The sequence below is a fragment of the Streptomyces sp. NPDC002851 genome, from assembly GCF_053591935.1.
On the sequence record NZ_JBSFUT010000065.1, the window covers coordinates 1 to 12,705 of the forward strand.

Consider the following 12,705-nt stretch of genomic DNA (forward strand, 5'->3'; position numbering starts at 1 on the left):
AGGTCGTTCATCAGAGCCGCGTTCACACCGAGCAGGGACGGCTGGCCGTCGGTGTAGACCTTGCCCTGCTCGGCCGGGAGCAGGCCCGCGATGGCACGCAGCAGCGTCGACTTGCCCGAACCGTTCGAGCCGATCAGGCCGATGGCCTCGCCCCGGTACGCGGTGAAGGAGACGCCCTTGACCGCATGCACCTTGCGCACGCCCCGCTCTGTTTCTTGCCGCAGGCCGCGCTTGATGATGCGGCTGAGCGCGGCCGTGGCGCTGCCCTTGCCCTTCGCGCCGCCGTTGACGCGGTAGACGATGTGCAGATCGTCGGCGATCACGGTGGGGACGCTTGACCGCACCGCGTCCTGCGCCGCATCCTGCGGAATCTGCTCAGCCACGGCCGTACCTCTCCTCTGCCTTCCAGAAGTAGATGAACCCGCCGATGCCGAGCAGCAGCGCCCAGCCGAGGGCGAAGGACCAGACGTGCGGCGGCAGGTTCGCGCTGCCGAAGCCGTCGACGAGGGCGAAGCGCATCAGGTCCATGTAGACGGCCGCCGGGTTGGCGAGCAGGATCTCCGCCACCCAGCCCGGGGCCTCAGCCTTGGTCAGCATGTAGTCGAGCGGGAACATCACGCCCGAGGCGTACATCCAGGTGCGCAGGACGAACGGCATCAGCTGGGCGAGGTCCGGGGTCTTGCTGCCGGCCCGGGCCATCACCATCGCCAGGCCGGTGTTGAAGATGAACTGGAGCCCGAGCGCCGGGAACACCAGGAGCCACGACCACGTCGGGAAGTGGCCGAAGCCGATGAGGATCGCGACCAGGACGATCATCGAGAACAGCAGCTGCTGGAGCTGCTGGAGCGAGAACGAGATGGGCAGTGAGGCGCGCGGGAAGTGCAGCGCGCGCACCAGGCCCAGGTTCCCGGAGATCGCCCGGACCCCGGAGAGCGCCGAGGTCTGCGTGAAAGTGAACACGAAGACGCCCGTGACCAGGAACGGAACGTACTCGCGGATGTCCATGCCACCCCGGCCGCCGAGCAGCAGGCCGAAGATGAGGAAGTAGACGAGCGCGTTGAGCAGCGGCGTCGCCACCTGCCAGACCTGGCCGAGCTTGGCCTGGCTGTACTGGGCGGTGAGCTTCGCCCGGGAGAAGGCGAGGATGAAGTGGCGCCGGTCCCAGAGCTGACCGACGTACTCGATCAGTCCGGGGCGCGCGCCGGACTGCGCAAGCCCGTACTTCGCGGCGAGCTCCGCGCGGGAGAGCCCGTCGTCGGGCGACGGAGCCACACTCACCGCCACACCGCCGTCATGCGTTGTCTCACTCACAAGTGGAAACTTTCGTCTGCAAGATAAAGCTGCCGGTGCCCGCCACAAGGCACGCACCGGGGCCCGGGGTCAGGCCGAATGCTGTCAGACCCGAGCTTGTCAGATCACAGGAGGTCGGCCCAGTCGGGTCAGCCGCCATACCGTACGCCACCGCATGGGCCGCCGGGGGCCGCACGGAGTGGTCCAGCCCTCCTTGAAGCCGCCGAGCCAGGCGCGCAGCGCCGGGCGCGAGGGGCGCCGGGCGAGCGTGAGCAGCAGCCAGACCCCGAGGTAGACGGGCACCAGCAAGGCGGGCAGGTTGCGGCGGGCGAGCCAGACGCGGTTGCGGGCCACCATGCGGTGGTAGACCGCGTGCCGGGACGGGGCGGTGGTGGGGTGGTGAAGGACCATGTCGGCCCGGTAGTCGATCTGCCAGCCCGCGTCGAGGGCCCGCCAGGCGAGGTCGGTCTCCTCGTGGGCGTAGAAGAAGTCGTCGGGCAGGCCGCCGACCTGCGCGAAGACCTTCGTACGTACGGCGTTGGCGCCGCCGAGGAAGGTCGTCACGCGGGAGCTGCGCAGCGGGTCCGCGGCGCGCAGCCGGGGCACGTGGCGGCGCTGGGTGACCCCGGTGTCGGGGTCGGCGATGCGGAAGCTGACGATGCCGAGCTCGGGGTCGGCGGCGAAGGCATCCCGGCACAGCTCGGCCGTGTCGGTGCGGGGCAGCAGGCCGTCGTCGTCCAGGAAGAGCAGGATGTCCACGTCCTGGCCACCCGGACCGAAGGCCTCGATGCCGACGTTGCGGCCGCCGGGGATGCCGAGGTTCTCGGGCAGCTCCACGGTCCTGACGCCCGGCGGGACGTCCGGGACCGGGGAGCCGTTGCCGACCACGACGACCTCGACCGGGGCGCCGTCCTGCTTGGCGACCGAGTCGATCAGTGCGCGGAGCTCGTCGGGGCGGTTGCCCATGGTGATGATCACCGCCCCGACCTTGAGCCGCTGTGCCGCCGCCGTCACTTGAGCCTGCTCGAGACGAGGATGGACACGAGGTGCAGCAGGGTCTGGAGGAGCGCGATGCCCGCGAGCACCGCGATGCCCAGGCGGCTGAAGAACAGATCGCCCCGGACCTGGTCGAGTACCGCCAGGACCAGGATGAGCAGCGAGGCCTCGACGCCGAGGACCAGGCGGTGGAACTTCAGCGCCGCGGCCGCCTTGCGGGCAAGCGCCAGGCCGGAGGAGCGCGGCTCGGACGCCGCCTCCTTGACCGGCGGCAGACCGCCCTGGTGCCGGGCGACGCCGACGAGGTCGGTCTCCGCCTTGATCAGGATGGCGCCGAGGGCCGCCAGGGTGCCGAGGAACGCCCACAGCCAGTCGATCCGACCGGAGCCGAACAGATCCGCACCGCGCAGGCCGAAGCCGACGAGGACCGCGGCGTCGCACAGGTAGGCACCGACCCGGTCGAGGTAGACGCCGCCGAGCGAGAACTGCTTCTTCCAGCGGGCCACCTCGCCGTCGACACAGTCGAGCAGCAGGTAGAGCTGGACCATGAGCACGCCGAGCACGGCCCCCGCGATCCCCGGCACCAGAAGTGCCGGGGCCGCGAGGACACCGAAGACCGTCATCAGGTACGTCAGCTGGTTAGGCGTGACGCGCGTGTTCACCAGGTGCCGGTCGATGCGCAGCGACAGCTCGCGCATGTAGAGCCGGCCGGCCCAGTGCTCACCGCTGCGCCGGTCCTTCACCCCCGGAGGGTGAACGACCGGGCGGAGCTCAGCTACCGATGGCTTTTGCATAGTCGGCGTATGCGTCCCTGATCTGGTCGGTGGAGAGGTCGAGGTGCTCGAGGATCGTGTAGCGCCCGGGGCGGGTCTGCGGGGCGTACTCCACGACCTGCACGAACTCGTCGACGGAGAAGCCGATTTCCGAGGGGAGCACCGGCAGGCCGTGCCGCCGGAGCACCTCGGCCATGTGCGCGGACTCCTCGCGGGCGCCGCGCAGGTGCATGGCGAAGGCCGCGCCCAGGCCGCACTGCTCGCCGTGGCTCGCGGCGCGCTTGGGGAAGAGCAGGTCGAAGGCGTGGTTGATCTCGTGGCAGGCGCCGGACGCCGGCCGCGAGTCGCCGGAGATCGACATGGCGATGCCGGTGAGCACCAGGCCCTCCGCGAGGACCTGCAGGAAGCCGTCGTCGCCGACGCCGCCGGGGTGGCGCAGGACCGCCTCGCCCGCCTGCCGCGCCATGGCGGCGGCGAGCCCGTCTATGTCCTCGCCGCGCTCGCGGGCGGCCAGCTCCCAGTCCCGGATTGCGGAGATGTTGGACAGGGCGTCGCCGATGCCGGAGCGTACGAAGCGGACCGGGGCCTCGCGGATCACATCGAGGTCGATGACGACCGCGATCGGGGTGGGTACGCCGTAGGAGCCGCGGCCCGCGTCGTTGTCGAGGGTCGCGACCGGCGAGCACAGGCCGTCGTGCGACAGGTTCGTCGCGACGGCGACCAGCGGCAGGCCGACCCGGGCGGCGGCGAACTTCGCACAGTCGATGATCTTGCCGCCGCCGAGGCCCACGACCGCGTCGTAGCGGTTGGACTTCTTCATGTCGTCGGCGAGCTTGATCGCGTCGTCGAGCGTGCCGCCGCCGACCTCGAACCACTCGGCTTGCGGCAGCGAGGGGGCCAGGCGCTCGCGGAGGCGAGCGCCCGAGCCACCACTGATGGCGATCGCCAGGCGGCCGGTCGACGAGGAGATCCGCTGGTCGGCCAGGACACTGGCCAGGTCGTCAAGGGCGCCCGGGCGGATGTCGACAACGACCGGCGAGGGAATGAGCCTCGTCAGTACTGGCACGCGATCTCCCGCCCCTTGGCCAGGTCGTCGTGGTTGTCGATCTCGACCCACTTGACGTCGCCGATCGGGGCGACGTCCACCTTGAATCCGCGGTTCACGAGCTCCTGGTAGCCGTCCTCGTAGTAGAGGTCGGGGTCGCGCTCGAAGGTGGTCTTCAGGGCGTCGGCGAGCTCGTCGGCGGCGGTGCCCTCGATGAGGGTGACGCCGATGTACTCGCCGGTGGCCTCGGCCGGGTCCATCAGCTTGGTGATCTTCTGGACGCCCTTCTCGGAGTCCACGACGACCTTCATCTCCTCGTCCGCGAGCTGCTTCACGGTGTCGAGGGCGAGGATGATCTTCTGGCCGTTGCCGCGGGCGGCGAGCAGGGTCTTCTCGACGGAGACCGGGTGCACGGTGTCGCCGTTGGCGAGGATCACGTCGTGCTTGATGGCGTCACGGCCGCACCACAGGGAGTAGGCGTTGTTCCACTCCTCGGCCTTGTCGTTGTCGATGAGGGTGAGCTTGAGGCCGTACTTCGCCTCGAGCGCGGCCTTGCGCTCGTAGACGGCCTCCTTCTTGTAGCCCACGATGATCGCGACCTCGGTGAGACCGATCTCGGCGAAGTTGCCGAGGGTCAGGTCGAGGATGGTGGTGTCACCATCGACGGGCACCAGGGCCTTGGGCAGGGTGTCCGTGTACGGACGCAGACGCCGTCCGGCGCCTGCCGCAAGGACGAGGCCGATCATGCGGGTTCTCCTTCATCGTGTACGGCGGGTGCGCCTCGAGTGTGAGCGGTCACCCAGAAGCGGATGCTCTCGACGAGCACCACGAGTGCCACGGCCACGGCGAGAACCGTGAGCGTGACGGTGAAACCTTGCGCGGACAGCAGAGCGGCGGCGACGGTGACCGCCAGTGTCCTGCCTTCGTGCCCGCCGATCGCCCGCACCAGCCAGTGCGGGGGCGCGCCGGTGCCACCGCGGATGCGGTACACCGTGTCGTAGTGATGGTAGGCGACCGCCGCCACCAGTCCGAAAGCCGCAGGCAACGCCCCGTTCACGTCCGCGCGGGCGGCGAGCGCGAGCACGGTGCCGTACTCGGCGGCCCGGAACAGCGGCGGGACCAGCCAGTCAAGGGGCCCCTTGAGCGGCTGTGAGACGGCCCACCCGGCGAGCACGGCGTAGGCCGCCGCGCCGATGACGACCAGCCAGGGCCACCCGGCGATCAGGTTGGCGCCCAGGAGCGCGGTGCCGAGCGCGGCCGCGGCGAGCGGGTAGTACGGGTGGGAGCGCTTGACCGGTCGGCGCAGCCAGGCCATGGACTCGGCGATCGGCCCGCTGTCGGCGAGGTCGGCGAGCGCCTTGGCGGACCGGTCGGTACGGGTGACGCGCGGGCCGAGGGAGCGCAGGACGCGGCCCGCGGTGGTGTAGCAGGCGGCGACGGCGCAGCCGATGAGCAGCACGGTCAGGGTGATCCGCGGGGTGGTGAGCGCCGTGAGGACGGCGATCAGGGCCCAGCGTTCACCGATCGGCAGGACGATCATCCGGCGGGCCCAGACGGTCCATCCGACGCTGTCGAGCTTGCCCGAAAGGGCCGCTGTGGGGCTGGAGTTGGTGCCTGAGGCCGCGCCGGACGGGTCGGCCTGTGCCTCGTTGAAGGCGAAGTCCACGACGTGGCGGCAGCTCTGCAGGACCATCGCGCCGAGCGCGAGCGCCCATACGTCGTCGTGGCCGCTGCCGGCCGCGTTGGCGGCGCCGAGCGCGAGGCCCGCGTAGTAGGCGTACTCCTTGGCGCGGTCGAAGGTGGCGTCGAGCCAGGCGCCGAGCGTCGAGTACTGGAGCGAGTAGCGGGCGAGCTGCCCGTCGGTGCAGTCCAGGACGAAGGAGAAGAGCAGCAGCACACCGGCGGCGACGAAGCCGATACGGGTGCCGGTGGCCGCGCAGCCCGCCGCGATCAGGGCGGTGAGCAGCGAGGCGGTGGTGACCTGGTTCGGGGTGAGGCCGCGCCGGGCGCACCAGCGGGCGAGGTAGCGGGAGTACGGGCTGATGCAGAACGTGGTGAAGAACCCGTCGCGGGACTTCACGGCCGTACGCAGCCGGATGGCTTCGTCGTCGACGGCGGCGACGGCCTGCCGGGCCTCGTTGCGGGCCTGCGGCGTGGTGGGGACGGTGGCGACGAGCGCGCCCAGCTCGGGGCGGTGCACGTCGACGGCGGCTTCGGTGAGGGCCTCGGCGATGCGGTCGGCGTATATGCCGGAGTCGGTCGCGGCCTGGGTGCGCACCGTGGCGGCGCCCTCGCTCCGGCCCGTGGCCGCCCGCACCGCGTGGGTGAGGGCCTGGCGGGCGGAGGGGCGCGCGGTGACGGCTCCCGGGACGGCCGAGGCGTCGAAGCGGGGGTCGGTCAGGGCGAGCCGCAGGGCGTGCTGGTGGCCGACGAAGCCCGCGTCGACGACGGCGACGCGCTCGTGCGCCGGAACCGCGTCGAGCAGCGAGGCGGTCTGAGCCGCGTCCGAGGCGACCCGCACGTCGAAGCCGAGCTCCCGCAGATCGCCTTCGAGCGATGACCCGGGGGCCGGTTGACCGGTGAGGATGGCGGTCGACAGACGAACTCACTCCTTGCAGGGGGCGCGCGCGAAAGCGCCCGGGCAGCGTGCGGCAGGCCCGGCCGGGTGAGCCCGGCTGGCATGTCGGCAGAGGCTATCGGATGAACGGAAGCGGCCGTTCACCGCCCGTTTACGGCCCGATAAGCCAGATCTGAGCGGACGCGACCGCTCCGGTAGCCGGCCGCGGACATCATCCGCGATCCGCCCCGCGCACGACAAACTCCCGCTGTTGGCCGTCCGCCGTGGAGACCCGCCGTGATGATCTTGTCAGGTCTCTGACCTGCATGTCATTTCCGCAGGTCAGGGCACATGACAACGGTGTTCACTGCCGTGTTGCCCGATACCCCCACCCCGTAGTTCACTGATCCGGTCCGGCTGATGACAGGGGGCCGGGCACGACCGCGAACCGAGGGGGAAGCATGGGGCTCGGCCACGACCACGGGCATGGCCACGACCACGGGCACGGGCACGGTGCGCCCGTCACCGGCACGGCCGCGGCGGCGTACCGGGGGCGGCTGCGCGTCGCGCTGACGATCACGCTCGCCGTGATGGTGGTGGAGATAGTCGGCGGCATCGCGGCGGACTCGCTCGCGCTGGTCGCGGACGCGGCGCACATGGCGACGGACGCCCTTGGTCTCGGCATGGCGCTGCTCGCCATCCACTTCGCCAACCGCCCGGCGTCCGCGAACCACACCTTCGGCCTGGCCCGCGCCGAGATACTCGCGGCGCTCGCCAACTGTCTGCTGCTGCTCGGCGTCGGCGGCTATGTGCTCTTCGAGGCGGCACAGCGGTTCGTCACGCCCGCCGATACGGAGGGCGGCCTGGCCGTGGTCTTCGGCGCGATCGGCCTGGTCGCGAACATGATCTCGCTGTCGCTGCTGATGCGCGGCCAGCGGGAGAGCCTCAATGTGCGCGGCGCCTTCCTCGAGGTGCTCGCGGACGCGCTCGGCTCGGCGACGGTGATCGTCGCCTCGCTCCTGATCGTGCTCACCGGCTGGCAGGCCGCGGACCCGATCGCGTCCCTGGTGATCGGCCTGATGATCGTGCCTCGTACGGTGAAGCTGTTCCGGGAGACGCTGAACGTCCTGCTCGAGGCGGCACCCAAGGGCGTCGACATGGCCGAGGTGCGGGCGCACATACTCGCCCTGCCCGGGGTGCAGGACGTACACGATCTGCACGCCTGGACGATCACCTCGGGGATGCCGGTGCTCTCCGCGCATGTGGTGGTCGGCCCGGACGTGATCGACAGCGTGGGGCACGAGAAGCTCCTGCACGAGCTGCGGGGGTGCGTCGGGGACCACTTCGACGTGGAGCACTGCACGTTTCAGCTGGAGCCGAGTGGCCATGCGGCGCATGAGTCGCAGCTGTGTCATTAGGGTTCCGTCGGCTCGGTTGCCGTCTTCTGGGGGCTGCGCCCCCAGACCCCGCTTTCATCGCGCTGAACGCGCTCGTCCTCAAACGCCGGACGGGCTGGGAATGGGGCTGCACCCCGGGCCACTGTTATCGCGCTGAGACGCGCTCGTCCTCAAACGCCGGACGGGCTGATTTTGAGCCCCCACCCGTGAGGAACTCGCCTTGTCCGACGACACCTCCCCGTACGCCGCCTTCTTCGCCCTGCACCACGGACTGCCCCGGCAGGGCCCCGGCTCCGATGCCACCACGCGGCGGCTGCTCTCCCTGGCCGGGCCGCTGCCCGCGCGGCCGCGCGTGCTCGACCTCGGCTGTGGTCCGGGGCGGGCCGCGCTGCTGCTCGCCGCCGAGGCGGGTGCGGCGGGGGCCGAGGTGACGGCCGTCGATCTGCATGAGCCGTTTCTGGCCGAGCTGGCCGCGGCCGCCGCTGCGCGCGGGCTGTCCGGCTCGATCAGCACGCTCCGGGCCGATATGGGAGAACTCTCTTTCCCCGACGGGTCGTTCGACCTGGTGTGGGCGGAGAGCTCGGCGTACTCCATCGGGTTCGACACCGCGCTCGCGTCCTGGCGGCGGCTGCTCGCCCCGGGCGGCACGCTCGTCCTGACCGAGTGCGAGTGGACCGTGCCCGAGCCGTCCGCCGCCGCCCGCGCCTTCTGGGACCGGCACTACACGCTGCGTACCACCGAGGAGAACGAGCGGGCCGCGCGGACGGCCGGTTACCGGGTGCTCGGCACCTACCCGCAGCCCGAGTCCGACTGGGACGCCTACTACGGGCCGCTCGCCGAGCGGGCCGACGCCGCCGACCCGGCCGCGCCCGGTATGGCCGAGGCACTCGCCGCCACCCGTGAGGAGCTCGCGATGCGACGCGAGCACGGGGGCGAGTACGGCTACACCGGGTACGTGCTGCGGCCCGTGTAGGTCGGGGAGACGGGCCGCATGGCGGCACAGTCGGCAGCCGGGCCGACCGCACGGATCTTCGACGCTTCGGGAGCGGTGCCGCGGGGGACGATCAGCTATCCGGAGGCCTTCGGCATCTGACGCCATGCGGGTGTCAGGAGTGCCGAATGTGACGAGTGTGCCGGTTACGTACGGCAGACTTGAGATGCGAAAACCGAGGCAAAGGATGGTTATGCCGATCACACAAGGAAGTGCGGCGGACAGCTCGACGGACGGGTCCAGCTCACGGATCCTGCTCGAACTGGTCGACGAGGACGGCAGAACCATCGGCACGGCGGAGAAGCTCGAGGCCCATCAGGCACCCGGTCAGCTCCACCGGGCGTTCTCCGTCTTCCTCTTCGACGAGCGGGGCCGGCTGCTCCTCCAGCGGCGTGCGCTTGGCAAGTACCACTCCCCCGGCGTGTGGTCCAACACCTGCTGCGGGCACCCGTCGCCGGGCGAGTCACCGTTCGCGGCGGCGGCCCGGCGTACGTACGAGGAGCTGGGGGTCTCGCCCTCGCTGCTCGCCGCGGCGGGCACGGTGCGCTACAACCACCCGGACCCCGACTCGGGCCTGGTGGAGCAGGAGTTCAACCACCTCTTCGTGGGGATGGTGCAGGCGGCACCGCGGCCGGATCCGGAGGAGGTCGCCGAGACCGCCTTCGTGACGCCGGACGAGCTGGCCGTACGGCATGAACAGGCGCCGTTCTCGTCATGGTTCATGACGGTCCTCGAGGCCGCCCGGCCCGCGATCAAGGAGCTGACGGGGCCGAGCGCGGACTGGTGAACCCGCGCTGACCCGGCCCCACGCGGAGCGCTAACGCGGCGGCGAGGAGGGTTTGAGCGGCAGGGCCGCCCAGATCACCTTGCCGCCGCTCGCCGTGTGTTCGGCGTCGCAGGCGCCGCCCGCCTCCTTGGTGATCTCGCGTACGAGGAGCAGCCCGCGTCCGCCCGTCTGCCCCTGGTCGGCCTCGAGGGCCGTGGGCCGGTAGGGGTGGTTGTCCTCGACGGAGACGCGCACCCACTCCGCGCCGACGGCGACCTCGACGGCCACCATGGGTGAGAGCAACGCCGCGTGCCGGACGGTGTTCGTCACCAGCTCCGAGACGATCAGGAGCAGCCCCTGCACGGAGTCCTCGGAGACCGGTACGCCTTGGCGGGTCAGAAGGTCCCGCACCGCGCGCCGGGCCTGGGGCACGGAGCTCTCGACCGCCGGGGCGGTGAACCGCCACACTCCCTCGTACGGCAGGGGCCCGGCCGACCGGCCGTCGGTTGGCGCGCTGCCGTGGTCGCCCATCGCCCGGTCCCCGCCCTCGCCCTCGATTGTCGCCACATCACGAGTTTGAGAAGGTTCTGGTCCGTACCGCGTGAGTGATCAGAATTCCCCCGGTATCGACCCGTATCGACGACTTCTGATCGCGCGCGTATGCCAACGTCAGTTGTGCGACTGATCGTTGTCTGCTTCTGGTGCCTTCCCTTGCTCTTTACCACCGGTAGCCGAGGCGGGTGAGGCGCCGGGGGTTTCTGTGTCGTCCGGGGTCGGGCCTGGGACCGCCGCCTCGCCCGGACCGGCGCCGCCCTCGCGGTCCCCGACGAGGTTCACGATGTGGCGGCCGCCGATGCCCATCGCGAGCAGCCCGAGGCCGTCGAAGAGCAGCGCGAGCGAGAAGAAGGTGCCGATCACATACAGGCTGCTGCTCGGCCACGCGCCCAGGATCAGGACGCCGATCAGGAGGCCGAAGGCGCCCTGCACCAGCGTCACGCCGACCTGCGGCCCGCGCACCACCAGGCTGCCCACCAGGCGGAACACACCGCCGGTCAGGAAGAGCAGCGCGGCGAACAGGGTGAACGCCTCCGCGGACACCTCGGGGTGGCGCAGCACGACCACACCGGCGGCCAGGTTGAGCGCGGCGACCACCACGCCGAGCCAGAAGAAGTTGCTCCTGCGCAGCTGCACCGACTGCACCAGGCCGACCAGGCCGCCGATCAGGAGCAGCCAGCCGAAGAGCAGCATCGTGGTGAGGGTCGCGACGCCGACGTAGACGAGGCCGACGAGACCGGCGAGCACCAGGATCGCGCCGAGCGCCGCGAGCAGTCCGAAGCTGCGCCGCAGCTTTCTGCCCTCGCCGCTGGTCGTGGGTGGCGTCCGACGTCCGGCCATGTGGCTGCCTCCTCGCCGCTGCCCCCTTTCCTGACTTTCTTGATCGTACGTTCGGTGCGTGCCGATAGCATCCGGCGCATGGCGCACACCGAACCGACCCCGCCGCGGCTGCGGCACACCGTCTCCGACGGCGTCGCGACCGTCGTGATCGACCACCCGGCCAAGCGGAACGCGATGACCACCGGCATGTGGCGGGAGCTGCCGCCGCTGCTCGACGGTCTCGCCGCCGACTCCGATGTGCGGGCCCTGGTGCTGACGGGTGAGGGCGGCACGTTCTGCGCCGGGGCCGATATCTCGGGCCTTCGGGAGTCGGCGGGCGAGGCGCAGGGGCTCGCGGTGCGGGCCGAGGACGCGCTCGCGGCGTTCCCGAAGCCGACGGTGGCGGCGGTGCGGGGGTTCTGTGTGGGCGGCGGGTGTCAGCTCGCGGCGGCGTGCGATCTGCGGTTCGCCGAGGAAGGGGCGGCGTTCGGGGTGACGCCCGCGAAGCTCGGCATCGTGTACCCGGCCTCGTCGACCGCGCGCCTGGCGTCCCTGGTGGGCCCGGCGGCCGCCAAGTACCTGCTGTTCTCGGGCGAGTTGATCGACACGGGGCGGGCGCTGCGCACCGGGCTCGTGGACGAGGTCCTTCCCGGCGGTGAACTGGGCAAGCGGGTCGCGGAGTTCACCCGGATCCTCGCCGCGCGCTCGCTCCTGACGCAGGCGGCCGCCAAGGAGTTCACCGCCGGGCGCACGGACCGTGCGGCGCACTGGGCGGAGCAGGCGCGCGGCAGCGGCGACACCGCGGAGGGGGTCGCCGCCTTCCTGGAGCGCAGGGAACCGCGGTTCACCTGGAACGTGCCGGCTACGCCTCGCCGTTCCTGAACCGCTCCACCAGCTCGGCCGGGGCCTTCTCCGGGGAGCCCGCGTCGTACGGCGGCTGCGGGTCGTACTCGACCATCAGCTGGATCCCCTGCGCGTACGCGTCACCGGCGATGCGGCCCGCGAGCGTGAGACCCATATCGATACCGGACGAAACCCCGGCCGCCGTCACGTACTTGCCGTCGAACACGACCCGCTCGCCGGTCGCCTCGACACCGAACTCCTTGATGGCCTCCAGGGCCAGCCAGTGCGAGGTGGCACGGCGGCCCTTGAGCAGCCCGGCCGCCGCGAGCAGCAGCGAACCCGTGCACACGGACGTGGTCCAGGCCGACGTGGCGTCGGCCGCGCGCAGCCACTCGACCACGGTCGCGTTGCGCATCTGGGGCTCGACATTCTCCGGTGGGCCGCCCGGCACCACCACGAGGTCCGGCCGCGGCACCTCGGAGAGCGCCTTCGGGGCCACGACGGTCAGGGTGCCGTTGTCGTCGGTGACGGGACCCGCGGTCTCTGCGACGAAGACCACTTCGGCGTCCGGGAGCGGGTTCAGGGTCTGGTAGGGGCCGATGGCGTCGAGGGCGGTGAAGCCTTCGTAGAGGAATATCGCGATCTGCATGGTGGGCGCGGGCCTTTCGTCTGG

General features: G+C 71.2%; 13 protein-coding genes and 1 pseudogene. 4 read left to right on the forward strand and 10 right to left on the reverse strand.

The window, feature by feature from the left end:
• The 7 genes from ACWD10_RS37125 to ACWD10_RS37155 form a co-directional block, all read right to left on the reverse strand.
• Positions 1 to 383, reverse strand: a 383-nt coding sequence (locus ACWD10_RS37125; RefSeq protein WP_451098131.1) for an ATP-binding cassette domain-containing protein, incomplete at its 3' end; no start/stop codon positions are given.
• Positions 376 to 1,311 (reverse strand): ABC transporter permease, encoded by a 936-nt coding sequence (locus ACWD10_RS37130; RefSeq protein WP_451098132.1) that lies wholly within the window; start codon positions 1,309 to 1,311, stop codon positions 376 to 378. The genes ACWD10_RS37125 and ACWD10_RS37130, both read right to left, overlap by 8 nt.
• Before the next feature lie 99 nt (positions 1,312 to 1,410).
• Entirely contained in the window at positions 1,411 to 2,256 is an 846-nt protein-coding gene (locus ACWD10_RS37135; protein WP_451098150.1) for a glycosyltransferase family 2 protein, read from the reverse strand.
• Between the two features lie 44 nt (positions 2,257 to 2,300).
• Entirely contained in the window at positions 2,301 to 3,080 is a 780-nt protein-coding gene (locus ACWD10_RS37140; RefSeq protein ID WP_451098133.1) for a CDP-alcohol phosphatidyltransferase family protein, read from the reverse strand.
• Positions 3,058 to 4,125, reverse strand: a complete 1,068-nt coding sequence (locus ACWD10_RS37145; RefSeq protein ID WP_451098134.1) for an iron-containing alcohol dehydrogenase family protein — start codon at positions 4,123 to 4,125, stop codon at positions 3,058 to 3,060. Before ACWD10_RS37145 ends, ACWD10_RS37140 begins: the two co-directional genes overlap by 23 nt.
• The gene (locus ACWD10_RS37150; protein ID WP_451098135.1) at positions 4,113 to 4,850 is read right to left on the reverse strand and encodes a phosphocholine cytidylyltransferase family protein; all 738 of its coding nucleotides are present in this window, start codon (positions 4,848 to 4,850) and stop codon (positions 4,113 to 4,115) included. The genes ACWD10_RS37145 and ACWD10_RS37150 overlap by 13 nt, the downstream gene beginning before the upstream one ends.
• A complete protein-coding gene (locus ACWD10_RS37155; protein WP_451098151.1) occupies positions 4,847 to 6,703 on the reverse strand; it encodes a DUF5941 domain-containing protein in 1,857 nt (618 codons plus the stop codon). Before ACWD10_RS37155 ends, ACWD10_RS37150 begins: the two co-directional genes overlap by 4 nt.
• 419 nt (positions 6,704 to 7,122) lie before the next feature.
• On the opposite strand from ACWD10_RS37155, the gene ACWD10_RS37160 reads away from it, so the two are divergent.
• The 3 genes and pseudogenes from ACWD10_RS37160 (at position 7,123) to idi (ending at position 9,836) form a co-directional block, all read left to right on the forward strand.
• Positions 7,123 to 8,079: a cation diffusion facilitator family transporter gene (locus ACWD10_RS37160; RefSeq protein WP_451098136.1), complete on the forward strand. Its 957-nt coding sequence runs from the start codon at positions 7,123 to 7,125 to the stop codon at positions 8,077 to 8,079.
• Between the two features lie 199 nt (positions 8,080 to 8,278).
• Positions 8,279 to 9,025, forward strand: a pseudogene (locus tag ACWD10_RS37165) (class I SAM-dependent methyltransferase); the annotation flags it as partial.
• 217 nt (positions 9,026 to 9,242) lie between these two features.
• The gene (idi, locus tag ACWD10_RS37170; protein WP_451098137.1) at positions 9,243 to 9,836 is read left to right on the forward strand and encodes an isopentenyl-diphosphate Delta-isomerase; all 594 of its coding nucleotides are present in this window, start codon (positions 9,243 to 9,245) and stop codon (positions 9,834 to 9,836) included.
• Positions 9,837 to 9,866: 30 nt separating this feature from the next.
• Here idi and ACWD10_RS37175 read toward each other — a convergent pair whose 3' ends face one another.
• Together ACWD10_RS37175 and ACWD10_RS37180 are read right to left on the reverse strand one after the other, a co-directional pair.
• A complete protein-coding gene (locus ACWD10_RS37175; RefSeq protein ID WP_451098152.1) occupies positions 9,867 to 10,346 on the reverse strand; it encodes an ATP-binding protein in 480 nt (159 codons plus the stop codon).
• Positions 10,347 to 10,484: 138 nt separating this feature from the next.
• On the reverse strand, positions 10,485 to 11,210 hold the full coding sequence (locus ACWD10_RS37180) for an HdeD family acid-resistance protein (RefSeq protein WP_451098138.1): 726 nt from the start codon (positions 11,208 to 11,210) through the stop codon (positions 10,485 to 10,487).
• 78 nt (positions 11,211 to 11,288) lie between these two features.
• Between ACWD10_RS37180 and ACWD10_RS37185 the strand changes: the two genes are divergently transcribed.
• Positions 11,289 to 12,071 (forward strand): enoyl-CoA hydratase/isomerase family protein, encoded by a 783-nt coding sequence (locus tag ACWD10_RS37185; RefSeq protein ID WP_451098139.1) that lies wholly within the window; start codon positions 11,289 to 11,291, stop codon positions 12,069 to 12,071.
• On the opposite strand, the gene ACWD10_RS37190 is transcribed toward ACWD10_RS37185, so the two are convergent.
• Positions 12,052 to 12,681, reverse strand: a complete 630-nt coding sequence (locus ACWD10_RS37190) for a DJ-1/PfpI family protein (RefSeq protein ID WP_451098140.1) — start codon at positions 12,679 to 12,681, stop codon at positions 12,052 to 12,054. The two genes, ACWD10_RS37185 and ACWD10_RS37190, sit on opposite strands and share 20 nt — an antisense overlap.
• Between the last annotated feature and the right edge of the window lie 24 nt (positions 12,682 to 12,705).

Coding starts and splice junctions, on each gene's coding strand:
- ACWD10_RS37135 (WP_451098150.1), bottom strand. CDS start 2,256: ATGGGCAACCGCCCCGACGAGCTCCGCGCACTGATCGACTCGGTCGCC.
- ACWD10_RS37140 (WP_451098133.1), bottom strand. CDS start 3,080: ATGCAAAAGCCATCGGTAGCTGAGCTCCGCCCGGTCGTTCACCCTCCG.
- ACWD10_RS37150 (WP_451098135.1), bottom strand. CDS start 4,850: ATGATCGGCCTCGTCCTTGCGGCAGGCGCCGGACGGCGTCTGCGTCCG.
- ACWD10_RS37160 (WP_451098136.1), top strand. CDS start 7,123: ATGGGGCTCGGCCACGACCACGGGCATGGCCACGACCACGGGCACGGG.
- idi (WP_451098137.1), top strand. CDS start 9,243: ATGCCGATCACACAAGGAAGTGCGGCGGACAGCTCGACGGACGGGTCC.
- ACWD10_RS37175 (WP_451098152.1), bottom strand. CDS start 10,346: ATGGGCGACCACGGCAGCGCGCCAACCGACGGCCGGTCGGCCGGGCCC.
- ACWD10_RS37180 (WP_451098138.1), bottom strand. CDS start 11,210: ATGGCCGGACGTCGGACGCCACCCACGACCAGCGGCGAGGGCAGAAAG.
- ACWD10_RS37185 (WP_451098139.1), top strand. CDS start 11,289: ATGGCGCACACCGAACCGACCCCGCCGCGGCTGCGGCACACCGTCTCC.
- ACWD10_RS37190 (WP_451098140.1), bottom strand. CDS start 12,681: ATGCAGATCGCGATATTCCTCTACGAAGGCTTCACCGCCCTCGACGCC.